This window comes from Enterobacter cloacae complex sp. IR5402 (assembly GCF_049238125.1).
Lineage (GTDB): Bacteria > Pseudomonadota > Gammaproteobacteria > Enterobacterales > Enterobacteriaceae > Enterobacter > Enterobacter hormaechei_C.
This window is the reverse complement of record NZ_JBMKHO010000017.1, coordinates 39,017-56,447: the sequence shown is the minus strand read 5'-3', so window position 1 is coordinate 56,447 and position 17,431 is coordinate 39,017. Positions and strand designations below refer to the sequence as shown.

Genomic DNA, 17,431 nt, shown 5'->3' with positions numbered 1-17,431 from the left:
CGTCGGGCATGTTTTACGCCCAATCTGGGCCAGATGAGGCAACGAACGATGAGTGTAACCGGAATTGAAAAGCTGGAATTTGGTGTGGAAGACCTGACGCACTGCGCCAAATTTATGCGTGATTTTGGCCTGACGGGCGATGCCAGCGGCCAGCGTTTCACCACCCTGAGCGGCGCGCGCGTGGAGCTTAACCCGATCGACAGCCCCGACCTGCCGCCCGCGTTTGAAGCGGGCAACACCCTGCGCCGCATGACCTGGGCGGTTGCCGCACAGTCCGATCTCGACGCGCTGCGCCCGAAGCTGGCGCAGCAGCCCGGCTTTCGCGAAGTGGGCGACGCGCTGGAATGCCTCGATCCGAACGGCATGACGCTGCGCGTGCAGGTGACCCAGCAGACCGACGTGGAGCTTAACGTCGAGCCAATAAACCAGTGGGGCGACGCCCGCCGTATCGACACGCCCAGCCCGGTTTACGATCGCGCCCAGCCGATCAACGTGGGGCATGTGGTGTTCTTCGTGGAGGAGCTGGCGGCGGTGGAAAAATTCTACCGCGAGGTGCTCGGCTTCCAGGTCTCGGATCGCTATATCAACCGCGCCGTGTTCCTGCGCTGCGGCGTGCGTGGCGGCCATCACAACCTGTTCCTGCTGCAACTGCCGAACCGCAAGCGCGGCCTTAACCACGTGGCCTTCACCGTGCGCGATATCCACGAGGTGATCGGCGGCGGTATCGCGATGAATAAACATGACTGGAGCACCTTTATCGGACCGGGACGTCATCCGGTGTCGTCGGCGTACTTCTGGTACGTCAACAGCCCGACCGGCGGCGCGTTTGAGTATTACACCAACGATGATTACCTGACGGAAAACTGGCAGCCGCGCGAGCTGGAGCATTCCCTGGTCTCCTTCACCGAGTGGGCGGTGGAAGGCGGGATTGACCACGACACGCGCCGTCAGCAGAAAAAGCCGGAGGCGGTATGACATCGCGCATTGTCATTATCGGCGGCGGCCAGTCAGGCGGCTGGGCGGCGAAAACCCTGCGTGACGAGGGCTTCGACGGCGAGATTTGCGTGGTAGCGGAAGAGGAATGGGATTTCTACGAGCGGCCGCCGCTGTCAAAAGCGTCTCTGCTGGAACCGGACGCGGCGCTCCCAAGGCTGTTTACCGACGAGGTGCAGCAGGCGCTGAACCTGACCTGGTACCGACCGCTGCTCGCTGAATCTGTCGATCGCGATGAAAAAAAAGTCCTTCTTAGCAACGGCGAGCAGCTTAGTTACAACATCCTTTTAATCGCTACCGGCGGTCGGGCGCGCCTGCCTTCGCAGGCGTGGGCCAGCCATCCGCAGGTCTATACCCTGCGCCACTGGCAGGACGCGCAGCGCCTGAAAAGTCGCCTGATGGAAAGTCACAAACTCGCGATTATCGGCGGCGGCTGGATTGGCCTTGAGATTGCCGCTTCCGCGCGGAAAAGCGGCGTGGCGGTCACGCTGTTCGAGCAGCAGCCTGCGCTGTGCATGCGCTCGGTGAGCGGCGAGGTGTCGCAGCGCCTGGAGGCCATCCACCGCGAGCAGGGGGTGGAGATCCGTACCGGCTGCGGCGCGCTGGAGCTGGAGGACGACGGCGGCCTGCCGGTCGTCCACTGCGACGGCAACCGTGAAACCTTTGATGCAGTGGTGGTGGGGATCGGCGTCGATCTCAATCTGGAGCTGGCGCGTGACGCGGGGCTGAAAACCGGGCGCGGGATCGTGGTGGATGCCCAGGGACGCACCTCGGATCCGTTCATCTTTGCCGCAGGAGATGTCGCCCAGCACCATCACTACGGCTTGTGCATCCAGTCCTGGGCCTTCGCCCAGAATCAGGCGGTGGCAACGGCGAAAGCGATGCTCAATCCCGATGCGCCAGGTTATGACGACGCGCCGTGGCTGTGGTCGGATCAATACCAGCACAACATTCAGATCCTCGGCATTCCGCAGGCAGGCTGCCGAACGATAGTACGTGAAGAGGCGCTGTACTTCTCGCTGGACGACAACGGGCGGCTGACGCAGCTGGTGGCGTTCAACGATGCGCGCACCGTCAAGCTGGCGAAGCGCTGGATGGCGGCAGGGCGGGATCTGTCGGACGTACCGCTTGCCGACCCGACATTTTCACTGATGTCACTGCGATAGCTAACCCGCACCCGTAGGGGGAGAAATGACCACACTAGAGACTAACACCGCGCCGGTTGAGGCGAGCGGTGAGGGGACCCGCACGCCCGAAAAAGCGGTGCGCTGGGCCATCCCGCTGTCGCTGCTGGCCTGCGTGCTGCTGGCCTTTTTCGACAAAATCAGCATCGCGGCGCTCTTTTCGGATACCCATTTCCAGCAGGCGATGGGCATTGATTTCGACACCACGCGTCTCGGCATTCTGATGAGCGCTTTCCTGCTGAGCTATGGCTTCTCATCGGTGTTTTTAAGCGGTTTAGGCGACAAAATCGCGCCGCTGCGCCTGCTCACCGGGATGATGGCAGTGTGGTGCGTGCTGATGGTGGCGATGGGCTTTACCCATAACTACACGCTGATGATCGTCCTGCGTATTCTGCTGGGCGTGGCGGAAGGACCGCTGTTCCCGCTGGCCTTCGCCATTGTACGCCACAACTTCCCGCAGCATTTGCAGGCGCGCGCCACCATGCTGTGGCTGCTGGGCACCCCGGTGGGCGCGGCGATTGGTTTCCCGCTCTCCCTCTGGCTGCTAAACACCTTTGGCTGGCAGAGCACTTTCTTTGTGATGGCCATGCTTACCGTGCCGGTGCTTATCTTTGTGCGCATTGGTCTGCGCGGTATCCGCCTGGAGGCAAAACCCGGCACCTCGCAGGCGTCCCGGGACGAGCGGCGCGCGGCGCGGCGTGAGCTGTTTGTCAGCCCGCACTTCTGGATCATCTGCATCTTTAACATCGCTTTCCTGACCTACCTGTGGGGCATCAACGGCTGGTTGCCTGGCTACTTAATTAAGGGCAAAGGCATCCACCTGGAGCATGCGGGCTGGCTGTCGTCGATGCCGTTCATCGCCATGCTGGCAGGGGAAGTGATTGGCGCGTGGCTGTCTGACCGGGTCGATAAGCGCGCGGCGGCCTGCTTTATCTCGATGGCGGGGGCGGCCGTCGGGCTGGCGGCGGTGATGCACCTCGACACCCCGCTTGCCATCATCGCGGCGATGAGCTTCAGCACCTTTATGTGGGGCACCGGCGCACCCAACATTTTCGCCCTGCTGGCGAAGGCCACCCATCCCCGTGTGAGCGCCACGGCGGGCGGTATCTTCAACGGGCTGGGAAACTTTGCGGGCGCGCTGTCGCCGGCGGTGATGGGCGCGCTTATCGCCTTTACCCACAGCATGGATTCCGGGCTGATTTTTCTGGCGGTGATGGCGGCGGTGGGCTGCGTCCTGTTACTGCCGCTGCTGAGACGTTACTGAGGAGAGTGTCATGACTGATTCAATCGTAACCAACAAAACAGGCATCAAACCTGACCATCTGACGATGGAAGAGTGGGTCGAGTCGCGCATCGCGCGCTTCGAAGGCCGTAAATACGACTGGAACGCGCTGAAGTTCCAGGCCGATTTTGATCCGAAATATCGCCGGGCGCAGATGCGCTACATCGGCACCGGCGCAACCGGCGTGGCGAACGACACCAACACCGTGCAGGCGGACCATTTTACCTTCTCCACCATGGTGCTGCCGTCGAAGTGCGAAGGACCGCTGCACCTGCACGACGACGTGGAAGAGGTGTTCTTCATGCTCAAGGGGCAGATCACGCTGATGATCCAGGACGGCGACAACTACACCGAAACCGTGCTGCGCGAGCGTGACCTGATCTCCGTTCCGCCGGGCATCTATCGCGGCCTGTTTAACCACGGCGAAGAAGAAGCGCTGATGTGCGTCATGCTGGGGACCAATAAGCCGGAAATCCCGACCTATCCGTCCGACCATCCGCTTTCCAAAGTGAAGCGGAACTAAGGGGGCATGATGACGGGTTTTCGTGAACAGGGAAGCGGCATTCCGCTGATGCTGCTGCACGGGATCAGCTCCGGCGCCGCCTCCTGGCACAAGCAGATGGCGCTGAACGGTTTTCGCGTGCTGGCGTGGGATATGCCCGGTTACGGCGAAAGCCCGATGCTGGCCGTAGCGCGGGCAAACGCGGGGGATTACGCCGACGCGCTGGCGGCCATGCTGGATCGCGCCGGTGTCTGGCAGACAGTGCTGGTCGGCCATTCCCTGGGGGCGCTGGTGGCCAGCGCCTTTGCGGCAAAGTTCCCGGATCGCGTCATTCATCTGGTGCTGGCCGACGCGGCGCAGGGGTACGGCAATGCCGCGCCGGAGCAGCGGGAGCAGGTCTGGCGCAACCGCGAGCAGCAGATGGCGCTGGGGGGCGAAATCCTCGCCCAGACCCGCGCCCCGAAGCTGCTGCGCCCCGGCGCGCGCGCGGAAGATATCGCCACCGTCGCGGCGGGCATGCGGGTGCTGCGCCCGGAAGGCTACCTTGCCGCCTCGTGGATGCTGGCGCATGACGACATCCACGGCTGGCTGAAGCGTTATTCCGGCAGTTTTGAAGTCTGGTGCGGCGAGCAGGATGCCATCACCCAGCCGGAGCTGGTTCAGGGTCTGGCGCTGCGCTACGGCATGCCGTTTATCGCCATTCCGCAGGCCGGGCACGCCAGCTATCTCGATAACGACGCGTTTTTCAACCAACAGCTTTTACGCATTAACGAAGAGGTGCGCGATGAATGCACAAATTGACGGGCGCGTAGCGGTAGTCACCGGCGGTTCTTCCGGCATTGGCTTTGAAACGCTGCGCCTGCTGCTGGGGGAAGGGGCGAAAGTCGCCTTCTGCGGCCGTGACGAGGACCGGCTCGCCAGCGCCCATGCGACGCTGCAAAACGAATTTCCCCACGGGGAGATTTTCGCTTTCCGCTGCGACGTGCTGAATGCCGACGAAGTTCAGGCCTTCGCGGATGCGGTGCAGGCGCGTTTTGGCGCGGCGGATATGCTGATCAACAACGCCGGGCAGGGCTACGTGGCGCACTTCCATGACACGCCGCGCGAGGCGTGGCTGCACGAAGCCGAACTCAAACTGTTCGGGGTGATTAACCCGGTGCAGGCGTTTCAGCCTCTGCTGGAGCAATCGGACATTGCCTCTGTTACCTGCGTCAACTCCCTGCTGGCGCTACAGCCGGAGGAGCACATGATCGCCACCTCCGCCGCTCGTGCCGCGCTGCTGAACATGACGCTGACGCTCTCGAAAGAGCTGGTGGGCAAGGGCATTCGCGTCAATTCCATACTGCTCGGCATGGTGGAATCCGGTCAGTGGCAGCGCCGCTTTGAACGCCGGGCGGACAAAAGCCAAAGCTGGCCGGAGTGGACGGCGGATATCGCGCGCAAGCGTGGCATTCCAATGGCGCGCCTCGGCAAGCCGCAGGAGCCCGCGCAGGCGCTGCTGTTCCTCGCCTCGCCGCTGGCCTCGTTTACCACCGGCGCGGCGCTGGACGTTTCCGGCGGCTTTTGCCGCCATCTGTAAGGACGCATCATGAAAAAGGTAATGTTAATTGGTTATGGCGCCATGGCGCAGGCGGTGATTGAGCGCCTGCCCGCCGGCGTGGCTATCGGCTGGATCGTGGCGCGCGCGTCTCACCATCCCGCCATTCACGACCAGTTTGGCAATGCGGTCGAGGCGCTGACGTCGCCGATGGCGTGCGCACAAACGCCGGATCTGGTGCTGGAATGCGCCAGCCAGCAGGCGGTGGCCCAGTACGGGGAAGAGATCCTGCGTCGCGGCTGGCATCTGGCCATCATTTCCACCGGCGCGCTGGCGGACAGCGCGCTGGAGCAGCGTCTGCTCGCCGCGGGCGGAAAACTGACCCTGCTTTCCGGTGCGGTGGCCGGTATCGACGGGCTGGCGGCGGCGAAAGAGGGCGGGCTTGAGCGCGTCACCTATCAGTCGCGCAAAAGCCCGGCCAGCTGGCGCGGCAGCTATGCCGAGCAGCTTATCGATCTGAATGCGGTGTCAGAGGCAAAGGTTTTCTTCGAGGGCAGCGCCCGCGAGGCGGCGCGCCTGTTCCCGGCGAACGCCAACGTGGCGGCGACCGTGGCGCTCGGCGGCGTCGGGATGGACGACACCCGCGTGCAACTGATGGTTGACCCGGCAACGAAACGTAACACCCACACGCTGCATGTCGAAGGATTATTCGGCGAGTTCCATCTGGAACTGAGCGGACTGCCGCTGGCTTCTAATCCTAAAACCTCCACCCTGGCGGCACTGAGCGCGGTGCGCGCCTGCCGCGAGCTGGCCCTGAGCTGAGGAGTGACGATGGACGATCTGAAGATTTTTATCGGCGGCCAGTGGCGACGCGGCGGCGGCAACCCGATGCAGAGCCACTTTCCGGCAGACGGGTCGCTCAACGCGACGCTGAATGCCGCCAGTCTGGATGACCTGGAGGAGGCGGTAGCCGCCGGAGAGCGCGCCTGGCGCGATCCCGCATGGCGTAACAGTCTGCCGCACATGCGCGCGAAGATCCTGCATAAAGTTGCCGATCTTATTGAATCCCGCGTCGATGCGCTGGCGCAGATGCAGAGCCGTGATAACGGCAAGCCGCTGGCGGAAGCGCGCGGGCTGGTGATGAGCGCGGCGGGAACGGCGCGCTACTTTGCCGCCGCCTGCGAGCTGCTGGAAGGGGAACTTCCGACGCCGCGCCAGCCGGATCTGCTGACGCTGAGCTGCTACGAGCCCCTTGGCGTGGTGGCGGCCATCACGCCGTGGAACTCGCCGATTGCCAGCGAAATGCAGAAGGTCGCACCGGCGATTGCCGCCGGGAACGCGGTGATCCTCAAGCCCGCCGAAGCCACGCCGCTGATGGCGCTGGAGCTGGCGCGGATTTTTAAACAGGCCGGGCTGCCCGCCGGGCTGCTGAGTGTCCTGCCGGGCAAAGGCTCGGTGATTGGCGATGCGCTGGCGCGTCATCCTCGCGTGCGGAAAATTTCCTTTACCGGCGGCACCACCACGGGCCGTCATCTGGCGCACGTGGCGGCGGAAAAACTGATCCCGGCCTCGCTGGAACTGGGCGGCAAATCGCCGACCATCGTGCTGGAGGATGCCGATATCGAACAGGCCGCGCGCGGGATCTGCTACGGCATTTTCAGCTCGGCGGGGCAGGCGTGTATCGCCGGGTCGCGGCTGTTTATCCACGAGAGTATTTACGCCCCGCTGATGGCGAGGCTGCTGGAATTAACACGCGGGCTGCGCGTCGGACATCCGTTTACCGACGGCGTCCATGTAGGACCGCTGATCAACGAAAAACATCGCCAGAGCGTGATCCAGTACGTCGAACTGGCGAAGCGTGAAGGGGGCCGCGTGCTGTGCGGCGGCGAGATCCCCGCCGATCCCGCTCTGGTAAACGGCAGCTTCTTTCTGCCAACCATTATCGAAGGGCTGAGCAACAGCGCCCGCGCCTGTCAGGAAGAGATCTTCGGCCCGGTGCTGGTGGCGATGCCGTTTGGCGATGAAGCCACGCTTATCCACGAGGCGAACGACTCGGTGTACGGCCTGGCGGCGGGGATCTGGACGCGCGATACCGGTCGCGCCCTGCGTCTCAGCGAGCAGCTGGAGGCAGGCACGGTGTGGATCAACACCTACAAGGTTTTTGCGATTTCGACCCCGTTCGGGGGCTTTAAAGAGAGCGGTCTGGGCCGCGAGAAGGGTATCCAGGGGCTGAAAGCCTGGATGCAACAAAAGAGCATTTATCTGGCGACGGGTAACAGCGTCAACCACTGGTGCGACTGAGAAAGGGTGAGCAATGAGCGAAATGATAACCGTCGGCGACGCCATCGCCAGAACGCTGGAGCAGTATCAGGTTGAGGCCATCTACGGCGTCATCTCCATTCACAACCTGCCGATCGCGGATGCGGTTGGGCAGCGGGGCAATATCCGCTTTGTGCCCGCGCGCGGTGAAGCCGGTTCCGTCACCATGGCCGATGCTCACGGGCGCTTTTCCGGCCTCGGCGTGGCGCTGACCAGCACCGGCGCGGGGGCCGGGAACGCGGTAGGCGCGCTGGTGGAAGCCATGAATGCCTGCACGCCGCTGCTGCATTTAACCGGGCAGGTTGAGAAAGCCTGGCTGGACGCCGACACCGGGTTTATCCATGAAACCCGTGACCAGCTGACCTTCCTGAAGGCCAGCTCAAAACGGGCGTACCGCATCAGCAATGCGAATCAGGCGATAGCGATTCTGCATAAAGCCATCCAGGACGCGCAGACCCCGCCGTGCGGACCGGTCTCGGTGGAAATACCGATTGATATTCAGAGCGCCAAAATTCCGCTGTCGCTGGTAACCGCTCCGATCAAACCGGTATCGGCTCCGGCCGTGGATACCGGAATGGTTGACGCGCTGTGGGCGCAGCTCAAACAGGCGAAACAGCCGCTGCTGTGGCTGGGCGGCGGGGCGCTGGGAAGCGCTGAGGCGGTGAAAAAACTGGCGGATGCGGGCATCACCGTGATTTCCAGCACCCACGCGCGCGGCGTGCTGCCGGACAACCACCGCGCCAGCCTGCGGGCGTTCCACAACTCGCCGTCGGTGGAGGCGCTCATTGCGCAGTGTGATTTTACGTTGGTGGCCGGTTCTCGCCTGCGCAGCAACGAAACCCGATCCTGGACGCTTGAGCTGCCTTCCCCGCGGGTGCAGCTCGATATCGACCCGGCGGCAGCAAGCCGTAACTACCTGATGGATAGCACGTTGATAGCCGATTGTTCCGCGCTGCTTGGCGCGCTGGCTGAAAAAGTGCAGGGCCGCGAGTGGGGCAACGCCCAGTGGGATACGCAGGTACAGCAGGCTGTCGGGCAAGCTGAGCAGGGGCTGCGCGAGCAGTGCGGCGCCTATGCGAAGCTTAACGACGCCATTGAGAAAGCCCTGCCGAAAGACGGCCTGCTGGTGCGCGATATCACCGTGTCCGGCAGCCTGTGGGGTAGCCGCCTGTTCAGGGCTAACGGTCCGCTGATGAATATTCACTCCCTCGCCGGGGCGATTGGCATGGGCCTGCCGATGGCTATCGGCACCGCGATTGCCAACCCACAGCGCAAGGTGGTGGGGCTGGTGGGCGACGGCGGCCTGAGCCTCAATTTAGGCGAACTGGCGACGCTGGCGCAGGAGAAAGCCAACGTGACGCTGCTGATCATGAACGACGGGGGCTACGGCGTAATGCGTGGTATTCAGGATAAATATTTTGGCGGGCGTCAGTATTATAACGCGCTGCATACTCCGGATTTTACCCTGCTGGCGCAGGCGATTGGTCTACAGGCCTGGAGCGTTGAGCAGGCCGAGGATTTTGACGCGGTGATGATGGAAGCGTTAGCGATGCCGGGGCCGTCGGTGGTAGAGGTGCGGATGGGGCAGATTGGCGCCCTTAAGTTTGCCGGGCCGCCACAGAAAACGCTGTACTGATTGAGTCTTGTTGCCCGGTAGCGCGGCGCGCACCGGGCCGGAGTATTATTTAATACCGTCTGCCGCCATGCGGTCACGGATATGCTGCGCGCGTTCAACGGAGGCCGGGTGATCGTCAAACATGGAGCTTTGACGGCCTTCCTCCAGTTTCGCCAGTTTTTCGAAGCTGGTGGCTAAACCTGATGGGTTGATGCCGCGCTTGCGCAACAGATCGTAAGAATAGTCATCCGCTTCCGACTCCTGACGCTGGGAGAACTGGGAGTTAACCAGTTTCTCACCCACGTCGCCCAGCTGCGACTGGGACAGGCTGCCGACAATGCCGCCCGCAGAGGCCGCCGCTGCACGCACGGCATTGGTGCCCAGCGCAACCTGCATCCCTTTCTTCACGTGACCCAGAGCAACGTGACCCATTTCATGGCCGATCACCGCTTCCACTTCGTTGTCGGTCATCATGTCCATCAGGCCGCTGTATACGCGGATACAGCCGTTAGCCATCGCGAAGGCGTTCACGTCTTTCGCCATATACACCTTGTAGTTCACCGGCTGACCGTTAATGTTGTCGCCCAGCGCGGAAGCAATCTTGTTCAGACGCTGCGTGTAGGTGCTGTTTGCCGGGGCAAGCGTAGCTTTTCCATCCATATCCTTACAGGCCTCGTCGCTCAGCGCTTTCACCTGCGCATCGCTCAGTGAGTAGGCCTGAAAAGCTTCTGCGCCTGAGGTCATCAGGCCGTTAGAATCCATATTCTGACAGCCGCTTAGCAGGAGCGTTGTCCCCACAGCCAGCCCGATTGCACGCATTTTCATGATGTTGCTTCCGTACTCGTTAATCTGAATTAATTCCGAAAAATGCACCGTCAACGAAGCCGGTGTCGGGCTAAGTATAAGGAATATCTACAGGGGCGGGCGAGCAGATTGCGCAACATGCGAGCATGATCCAGAGATTTCTTAAGCAGCAAAAGAATGCTCCATGTACATGCCCTGCGGCTTGGGTTACATTGTTGGCACTTTTTTCCGGCGTAGCCCAAAACGCGCTGTCGTCAAGGGCATGGCCTTTAACAGTCCGATCTGGAGTTAAAATGTCCTCACGTAAAGAGCTTGCTAATGCTATTCGTGCGCTGAGCATGGACGCAGTACAGAAAGCCAAATCCGGCCACCCGGGCGCCCCTATGGGCATGGCTGACATCGCCGAAGTCCTGTGGCGTGATTTCCTGAACCATAACCCGCAGAACCCGGCATGGGCAGACCGCGACCGTTTCGTGCTGTCTAACGGCCACGGCTCTATGCTGATCTACAGCCTGCTGCACCTCACTGGCTACGATCTGCCAATCGAAGAGCTGAAAAACTTCCGTCAGCTGCACTCCAAAACTCCAGGTCACCCGGAAGTGGGCTACACCGCTGGCGTTGAAACCACTACCGGTCCGCTGGGTCAGGGCATCGCTAACGCCGTAGGTATGGCGATTGCAGAGAAGACCCTGGCGGCGCAGTTTAACCGTCCTGGCCACGACATCGTTGACCACTTCACCTACGCCTTCCTGGGCGACGGCTGCATGATGGAAGGCATTTCTCACGAAGTGTGCTCCCTGGCAGGCACCCTGAAGCTGGGTAAACTGGTTGCGTTCTACGACGACAACGGTATCTCCATCGACGGTCATGTTGAAGGCTGGTTCACTGACGACACCGCAGCACGTTTCGAAGCCTACGGCTGGCACGTTGTGCGTGGCGTTGATGGCCACGATGCTGACTCGATTAAACGTGCAGTAGAAGAAGCGCGCGCTGTGACCGACAAACCGTCCCTGCTGATGTGCAAAACCATCATCGGCTTCGGTTCTCCGAACAAAGCGGGCACCCATGACTCCCACGGCGCACCGCTGGGCGATGCGGAAATCGCACTGACCCGTGAAGCGCTGGGCTGGAAACACCCTGCCTTCGAAATCCCGTCTGAAATCTACGCTCAGTGGGATGCGAAAGAAGTGGGTCAGGCGAAAGAAGCGGCCTGGAACGAGAAGTTCGCGGCTTACGCGAAAGCCTTCCCACAGGAAGCGGCTGAGTTCACCCGTCGTATGAAAGGTGACATGCCGTCTGACTTCGACGCCAAAGCGAACGAGTTCATCGCGAAGTTGCAGGCGAACCCAGCCAAGATCGCCAGCCGTAAAGCATCTCAGAATGCGATCGAAGCGTTTGGCCCTCTGCTTCCAGAATTCCTCGGCGGCTCCGCTGACCTGGCGCCATCAAACCTGACCCTGTGGTCCGGATCTAAGCCAATCAACGAAGATACTGCCGGTAACTACATCCATTACGGTGTACGTGAGTTCGGTATGACTGCGATTGCCAACGGTATCGCTCTGCACGGTGGTTTCCTGCCGTACACTTCTACCTTCCTGATGTTTGTGGAATATGCACGTAACGCCGTGCGTATGGCTGCGCTGATGAAACAGCGTCAGGTGATGGTCTACACCCACGACTCCATCGGTCTGGGCGAAGATGGTCCAACTCACCAGCCAGTAGAGCAGGTGGCTTCCCTGCGCGTGACCCCGAACATGAGCACATGGCGTCCATGTGACCAGGTTGAATCTGCGGTGGCGTGGAAATACGGCGTTGAGCGTCAGGATGGCCCGACCGCGCTGATCCTCTCCCGTCAGAACCTGGCGCAGCAGGAGCGTACCCCAGAGCAGCTGGCAAACATCGCGCGCGGTGGTTACGTGCTGAAAGATTGCGCAGGCCAGCCTGAGCTGATCTTCATCGCGACCGGTTCTGAAGTTGAACTGGCCGTTGCCGCATGGGAAAAACTGACTGCCGAAGGCGTGAAAGCGCGTGTGGTTTCTATGCCTTCTACCGATGCGTTCGACAAGCAGGATGCCGCGTACCGCGAATCCGTACTGCCTAAAGCGGTCTCCGCTCGCGTGGCAGTGGAAGCGGGTATCGCAGACTACTGGTTCAAATACGTGGGTCTGAACGGCGCTATCGTCGGGATGACCACGTTTGGTGAGTCTGCGCCAGCTGAACAGCTGTTTGAAGAGTTCGGCTTCACCGTTGAAAACGTTGTCGCTAAGGCGAAAGAACTGCTGTAATTGTTTGTCCGGTGCGGGCTGATGCCCTCACCCTGGCTCTCTCCCACGGGGAGAGGGAGAATAAAGTAGGCCGGGTAAGCGCTAACGCGCCACCCGGCTTTTTTGTAAGCATTATTCCACCCAAAATGTGACGCAAGTCATATAGCTCGCTTATTCATCTGGACAGACATTCCTTTTATTCCTCGATTCGCTTATTCTTGCTGAAGCGTTTCAGTCGATTAAATGTTCGACAATTGACCAATCAATCGCAGTTTGTGACAGCAAGGATTCCACTTCGGGCGTCGCTGGATTACTCTTTCAGCCACCTCAAACTTAGGGATAGCTTTGCAGGAGATCTATGACCGTACGCGTAGCGATTAATGGCTTCGGTCGCATCGGGCGCAACGTGGTTCGTGCTTTATATGAATCCGGGCGTCGTGCGGAAATCACCGTGGTGGCAATCAATGAACTGGCGGATGCTGCGGGCATGGCACATTTGTTGAAATATGACACCAGCCACGGTCGCTTTGCCTGGGATGTTCGCCAGGAAAGGGAACAGCTGTTCGTCGGTGACGATGCCATCCGCGTGCTGCATGAGAACAGTATTGAAGGGCTGCCCTGGCGCGAACTGGGTGTGGATGTGGTGCTGGACTGTACCGGCGTGTACGGTAACCGTGAACATGGCGAAGCGCATCTGAATGCTGGCGCGAAAAAAGTGCTGTTCTCCCATCCCGGCAGTAACGACCTCGACGCCACCGTCGTGTTTGGTGTTAACCAGCACGAGCTGCACGCTGAACACCGCATTGTCTCCAACGCCTCCTGCACCACCAACTGCATTATTCCGGTCATTAAACTGTTAGACGATGCTTATGGCATTGAATCCGGCACCGTGACCACGATTCACTCCGCCATGCACGATCAGCAGGTAATCGACGCCTACCATCCGGATTTACGACGCACTCGCGCGGCGAGCCAGTCAATCATTCCGGTGGATACGAAACTGGCTGCCGGGATCACCCGTATTTTCCCGCAGTTTAACGACCGTTTTGAAGCGATTGCCGTGCGCGTTCCGACGATAAACGTCACCGCAATCGATCTTAGCGTGACGGTGAAAAAACCGGTAAAAGCCTGTGAAGTCAACCTGTTGCTGCAAAAAGCGGCACAGGGAGCATTTCATGGTATAGTTGACTATACGGAATTACCGTTGGTCTCAGTAGATTTTAACCACGACCCGCATAGCGCCATCGTGGATGGCACGCAGACGCGAGTCAGTGGTGCGCACCTCATCAAGACGCTGGTCTGGTGTGATAACGAATGGGGCTTTGCTAACCGAATGCTCGACACCACGTTAGCCATGGCCGCGAAAGGTTTCAGGTAGAGCGCACCTTGCGCTTGCAAAACTTTAAGAATCAACGAGAGGATTCACCATGTCTGTAATTAAGATGACCGATCTGGATCTGGCAGGTAAACGCGTTTTCATCCGTGCCGATCTGAACGTACCGGTTAAAGATGGCAAAGTGACCAGCGACGCGCGTATCCGTGCATCTCTGCCAACCATTGAACTGGCTCTGAAGCAGGGCGCTAAAGTGATGGTCACCTCCCACCTGGGCCGTCCAACTGAAGGCGAGTACAACGAAGAGTTCTCTCTGCTGCCGGTTGTTAATTACCTGAAAGACAAACTGTCCAGCCCGGTTCGCCTGGTGAAAGATTACCTGGACGGCGTGGAAGTTGCCGAAGGTGAGCTGGTTGTTCTGGAAAACGTTCGCTTCAACAAAGGCGAAAAGAAAGACGACGAAACCCTGTCCAAAAAATACGCTGCGCTGTGCGACGTATTCGTGATGGATGCATTCGGTACGGCTCACCGTGCGCAGGCATCTACCCACGGTATCGGTAAATTCGCAGACGTCGCCTGTGCAGGTCCGCTGCTGGCTGACGAACTGGAAGCGCTGGGTAAAGCACTGAAAGAACCTGCTCGTCCAATGGTCGCTATCGTTGGTGGTTCTAAAGTTTCTACCAAACTGACCGTACTGGATTCTCTGTCCAAAATCGCTGACCAGCTGATCGTTGGCGGTGGTATCGCGAACACCTTCGTTGCTGCGCAAGGCCACAACGTGGGTAAATCCCTGTACGAAGCGGATCTGGTTGACGAAGCCAAACGTCTGCTGGGTACCTGTGATATCCCGGTTCCAACTGACGTTCGCGTGGCAACCGAGTTCTCCGAAACTGCTACCGCAACCCTGAAATCTGTTAGCGACATCAAAGATGAAGAGCAGATTCTGGACCTGGGCGACGTTTCTGCACAGAAACTGGCTGAAATCCTGAAAAACGCAAAAACTATCCTGTGGAACGGTCCTGTCGGCGTGTTCGAATTCCCGAACTTCCGCAAAGGGACTGAGATCGTGGCTAACGCAATCGCAGACAGCGAAGCGTTCTCTATCGCAGGCGGTGGTGACACCCTGGCAGCAATCGACCTGTTCGGTATCGCTGACAAGATCTCCTACATCTCCACTGGTGGCGGCGCATTCCTCGAATTCGTGGAAGGCAAAGTTCTGCCAGCAGTAGCAATGCTCGAAGAGCGCGCTAAGAAGTAAGCCATTCAGGGGCAGGGAAACCTGCCCAATTTTCAGCGCGCTTATCAGAGCTCGCACCATTTCTAACGGCCGAAGATACAGGACTAAGCAACATGTCTAAAATTTTTGATTTCGTAAAACCTGGCGTTATCACTGGTGATGACGTACAGAAAGTGTTCCAGGTAGCTAAAGAAAACAACTTCGCTCTGCCAGCAGTTAACTGCGTGGGTACCGACTCCATCAACGCCGTACTGGAAACTGCTGCTAAAGTTAAAGCTCCAGTTATCGTTCAGTTCTCTAACGGCGGCGCTGCGTTCATCGCAGGTAAAGGCGTGAAAACTGACATTCCTCAGGGTGCTGCAATCCTGGGCGCTATCTCTGGCGCACATCACGTTCACCAGATGGCTGAGCACTACGGTGTTCCGGTTATCCTGCACACTGACCACTGCGCGAAAAAACTGCTGCCATGGATCGACGGTCTGCTGGACGCAGGCGAAAAACACTTCGCAGCAACCGGTAAGCCACTGTTCTCTTCTCACATGATCGACCTGTCCGAAGAGTCTCTGGAAGAAAACATCGAGATCTGCTCTAAGTACCTGGCGCGTATGTCCAAAATGGGCATGACCCTGGAAATCGAACTGGGTTGCACCGGCGGTGAAGAAGACGGTGTGGACAACAGCCACATGGACGCTTCTGCACTGTACACTCAGCCAGAAGACGTTGATTACGCTTACACCGAGCTGAGCAAAATCAGCCCACGCTTCACTATCGCAGCGTCCTTCGGTAACGTACACGGCGTATACAAACCAGGTAACGTGGTTCTGACCCCGACCATCCTGCGTGATTCTCAGGAATACGTGTCCAAAAAACACAACCTGCCGCACAACAGCCTGAACTTCGTCTTCCACGGCGGTTCCGGTTCTTCTGCTCAGGAAATCAAAGATTCCGTAAGCTACGGCGTAGTGAAAATGAATATCGATACCGACACCCAATGGGCAACCTGGGACGGTATCCTGCAATACTACAAAACCAACGAAGCTTACCTGCAAGGTCAGCTGGGCAACCCGAAAGGCGAAGACCAGCCGAACAAGAAATACTACGATCCACGCGTATGGCTGCGCGCTGCCCAGACTTCTATGATTACTCGTCTGGAGCAGGCATTCAAAGAACTGAACGCGGTTGACGTTCTGTAATTTGAGCTGTTCATAGCGTCAAGAAGGTCCGCATATGCGGGCCTTTTTTTATGCTTTTTCAATATCCTGCAATACCTGATTTTGTGATCTGTTTGGCAAAGCCGGTGCTTTTTGTTTACCCTTTACTGACCTGCCTGTCTCCATGGGGGATGGATTTTGTGTTTTGGTTTAACAAAAGGAAGAATAAATGGAACAACTTGATGTTGTAGACAGCATCAATAACGCGGGTAACTGGCTGGTGCGCAACCAGGCGCTACTGCTGAGCTACGCCGTGAATATTGTTGCCGCTATTGCCATCATCATTGTCGGGATGATCGTGGCGCGTATCGTTTCGAACGCTGTCAACCGGGTGATGGTCGCACGACACATTGATGCCACAGTCGCCGATTTCCTCTCCGCGCTGGTCCGTTACGGCATTATCGCCTTTACGCTGATTGCGGCGCTGGGGCGTGTCGGCGTGCAGACGGCATCCGTCATCGCTGTGCTCGGTGCTGCCGGTCTGGCCATTGGTCTGGCATTGCAGGGTTCGCTGTCTAACCTGGCGGCGGGCGTATTGCTGGTGACCTTCCGTCCGTTCCGTTCCGGTGAGTATGTGGATCTGGGCGGTATTGCCGGTACCGTGTTGCAGGTTCAGATTTTCTCCACGACCCTGCGTACCGTGGATGGTCGCATTGTGGTAGTCCCGAACGGGAAAATCATTGCGGGCAATATCATTAACTTCTCCCGCGAGCCGGTGCGTCGTAACGAGCTGATCATCAGCGTGGCGTACGACTCCGATATCGATCAGGTGAAGTCGCTGATCGCCAACATCATTGCCTCTGACGATCGCATTCTGAAGGACCGCGAGCAGACCGTTCGTCTGAACGAGCTGGGCGCGTCATCTATTAATTTTGTGGTGCGCATCTGGAGCAAAAGCAGCGATCTGCAAAACGTTTACTGGGATGTGCTGGAGCGCATCAAGCGTGATTTCGATGCCAACGGCATCAGCTTCCCGTACCCGCAGATGGACGTAAACGTCAAAAAAGTCAAAGAAGCAGAGTAACGTCTCCCGTAGGCCCGGTAAGCGTCAGCGACACCGGGCTTTTCTTTTATTAGCCCGGCTAATCCCCAATTAATATTATCCATTTCCTCTAATGACGTTCCCGCAGTATAGTCTGCCCCAGGACAA

The 17,431-nt window shown here is 59.1% G+C and carries 15 protein-coding genes; 14 read left to right on the top strand and 1 reads right to left on the bottom strand.

Annotated features, from left to right (window positions below; all coding sequences use genetic code 11):
- Positions 1-48 precede the first annotated feature (48 nt).
- From ACOTXL_RS20770 to ACOTXL_RS20730, 9 genes are read left to right on the top strand one after another with little or no spacing between them, the layout of a single operon-like run.
- Positions 49-975 carry a VOC family protein gene (locus ACOTXL_RS20770; RefSeq protein ID WP_003860055.1) on the top strand — a complete coding sequence of 309 codons (927 nt, stop codon included), beginning with the start codon at positions 49-51 and terminating at the stop codon, positions 973-975.
- Positions 972-2,159 (top strand): NAD(P)/FAD-dependent oxidoreductase, encoded by a 1,188-nt coding sequence (locus ACOTXL_RS20765; protein WP_045350803.1) that lies wholly within the window; start codon positions 972-974, stop codon positions 2,157-2,159. The genes ACOTXL_RS20770 and ACOTXL_RS20765 overlap by 4 nt, the downstream gene beginning before the upstream one ends.
- 25 nt (positions 2,160-2,184) lie before the next feature.
- Positions 2,185-3,441 carry an MFS transporter gene (locus ACOTXL_RS20760; protein ID WP_023314815.1) on the top strand — a complete coding sequence of 419 codons (1,257 nt, stop codon included), beginning with the start codon at positions 2,185-2,187 and terminating at the stop codon, positions 3,439-3,441.
- 10 nt (positions 3,442-3,451) lie between these two features.
- Entirely contained in the window at positions 3,452-3,982 is a 531-nt protein-coding gene (locus ACOTXL_RS20755) for a cupin domain-containing protein (RefSeq protein ID WP_003860061.1), read from the top strand.
- Positions 3,983-3,991: 9 nt separating this feature from the next.
- The gene (locus ACOTXL_RS20750; protein ID WP_032610096.1) at positions 3,992-4,762 is read left to right on the top strand and encodes an alpha/beta fold hydrolase; all 771 of its coding nucleotides are present in this window, start codon (positions 3,992-3,994) and stop codon (positions 4,760-4,762) included.
- Positions 4,746-5,540, top strand: a complete 795-nt coding sequence (locus tag ACOTXL_RS20745; protein WP_022651822.1) for an SDR family oxidoreductase — start codon at positions 4,746-4,748, stop codon at positions 5,538-5,540. The genes ACOTXL_RS20750 and ACOTXL_RS20745 overlap by 17 nt, the downstream gene beginning before the upstream one ends.
- 9 nt (positions 5,541-5,549) lie before the next feature.
- Positions 5,550-6,320, top strand: coding sequence for an aspartate dehydrogenase (locus ACOTXL_RS20740; RefSeq protein WP_023314812.1), 771 nt, complete (start codon positions 5,550-5,552; stop codon positions 6,318-6,320).
- 9 nt (positions 6,321-6,329) lie between these two features.
- A complete protein-coding gene (locus ACOTXL_RS20735; RefSeq protein ID WP_032667307.1) occupies positions 6,330-7,799 on the top strand; it encodes an aldehyde dehydrogenase in 1,470 nt (489 codons plus the stop codon).
- Positions 7,800-7,812: 13 nt separating this feature from the next.
- Positions 7,813-9,453, top strand: coding sequence for a thiamine pyrophosphate-binding protein (locus tag ACOTXL_RS20730; protein WP_022651819.1), 1,641 nt, complete (start codon positions 7,813-7,815; stop codon positions 9,451-9,453).
- Positions 9,454-9,498: 45 nt separating this feature from the next.
- On the opposite strand, the gene ACOTXL_RS20725 is transcribed toward ACOTXL_RS20730, so the two are convergent.
- Complete coding sequence (locus ACOTXL_RS20725; RefSeq protein ID WP_003860073.1) at positions 9,499-10,257, bottom strand: M48 family metallopeptidase; 759 nt, start codon at positions 10,255-10,257, stop codon at positions 9,499-9,501.
- 272 nt (positions 10,258-10,529) lie between these two features.
- Between ACOTXL_RS20725 and tkt the strand changes: the two genes are divergently transcribed.
- The 5 genes from tkt (at position 10,530) to mscS (ending at position 17,305) form a co-directional block, all read left to right on the top strand.
- Complete coding sequence (tkt, locus tag ACOTXL_RS20720; protein ID WP_003860074.1) at positions 10,530-12,521, top strand: transketolase; 1,992 nt, start codon at positions 10,530-10,532, stop codon at positions 12,519-12,521.
- 337 nt (positions 12,522-12,858) lie between these two features.
- Positions 12,859-13,878: an erythrose-4-phosphate dehydrogenase gene (gene epd, locus ACOTXL_RS20715; RefSeq protein ID WP_003860076.1), complete on the top strand. Its 1,020-nt coding sequence runs from the start codon at positions 12,859-12,861 to the stop codon at positions 13,876-13,878.
- Between the two features lie 49 nt (positions 13,879-13,927).
- A complete protein-coding gene (pgk, locus tag ACOTXL_RS20710; protein WP_045350802.1) occupies positions 13,928-15,091 on the top strand; it encodes a phosphoglycerate kinase in 1,164 nt (387 codons plus the stop codon).
- Positions 15,092-15,183: 92 nt separating this feature from the next.
- Entirely contained in the window at positions 15,184-16,263 is a 1,080-nt protein-coding gene (gene fbaA, locus ACOTXL_RS20705) for a class II fructose-bisphosphate aldolase (protein ID WP_003860079.1), read from the top strand.
- A 187-nt stretch (positions 16,264-16,450) separates the two neighbouring features.
- A complete protein-coding gene (gene mscS / locus ACOTXL_RS20700) occupies positions 16,451-17,305 on the top strand; it encodes a small-conductance mechanosensitive channel MscS (RefSeq protein WP_003860082.1) in 855 nt (284 codons plus the stop codon).
- The last annotated feature ends 126 nt before the right edge of the window (positions 17,306-17,431 follow it).

What these genes read in the sequence shown, in the direction of transcription:
- ACOTXL_RS20770 (WP_003860055.1), top strand. Translation starts at nt 49, where the DNA reads ATGAGTGTAACCGGAATTGAAAAGCTGGAATTTGGTGTGGAAGACCTG.
- ACOTXL_RS20735 (WP_032667307.1), top strand. Translation starts at nt 6,330, where the DNA reads ATGGACGATCTGAAGATTTTTATCGGCGGCCAGTGGCGACGCGGCGGC.
- ACOTXL_RS20745 (WP_022651822.1), top strand. Translation starts at nt 4,746, where the DNA reads ATGAATGCACAAATTGACGGGCGCGTAGCGGTAGTCACCGGCGGTTCT.
- epd (WP_003860076.1), top strand. Translation starts at nt 12,859, where the DNA reads ATGACCGTACGCGTAGCGATTAATGGCTTCGGTCGCATCGGGCGCAAC.
- ACOTXL_RS20750 (WP_032610096.1), top strand. Translation starts at nt 3,992, where the DNA reads ATGACGGGTTTTCGTGAACAGGGAAGCGGCATTCCGCTGATGCTGCTG.
- ACOTXL_RS20760 (WP_023314815.1), top strand. Translation starts at nt 2,185, where the DNA reads ATGACCACACTAGAGACTAACACCGCGCCGGTTGAGGCGAGCGGTGAG.
- tkt (WP_003860074.1), top strand. Translation starts at nt 10,530, where the DNA reads ATGTCCTCACGTAAAGAGCTTGCTAATGCTATTCGTGCGCTGAGCATG.
- ACOTXL_RS20725 (WP_003860073.1), bottom strand. Translation starts at nt 10,257, where the DNA reads ATGAAAATGCGTGCAATCGGGCTGGCTGTGGGGACAACGCTCCTGCTA.
- ACOTXL_RS20730 (WP_022651819.1), top strand. Translation starts at nt 7,813, where the DNA reads ATGAGCGAAATGATAACCGTCGGCGACGCCATCGCCAGAACGCTGGAG.
- ACOTXL_RS20765 (WP_045350803.1), top strand. Translation starts at nt 972, where the DNA reads ATGACATCGCGCATTGTCATTATCGGCGGCGGCCAGTCAGGCGGCTGG.
- mscS (WP_003860082.1), top strand. Translation starts at nt 16,451, where the DNA reads ATGGAACAACTTGATGTTGTAGACAGCATCAATAACGCGGGTAACTGG.
- fbaA (WP_003860079.1), top strand. Translation starts at nt 15,184, where the DNA reads ATGTCTAAAATTTTTGATTTCGTAAAACCTGGCGTTATCACTGGTGAT.
- ACOTXL_RS20755 (WP_003860061.1), top strand. Translation starts at nt 3,452, where the DNA reads ATGACTGATTCAATCGTAACCAACAAAACAGGCATCAAACCTGACCAT.
- ACOTXL_RS20740 (WP_023314812.1), top strand. Translation starts at nt 5,550, where the DNA reads ATGAAAAAGGTAATGTTAATTGGTTATGGCGCCATGGCGCAGGCGGTG.
- pgk (WP_045350802.1), top strand. Translation starts at nt 13,928, where the DNA reads ATGTCTGTAATTAAGATGACCGATCTGGATCTGGCAGGTAAACGCGTT.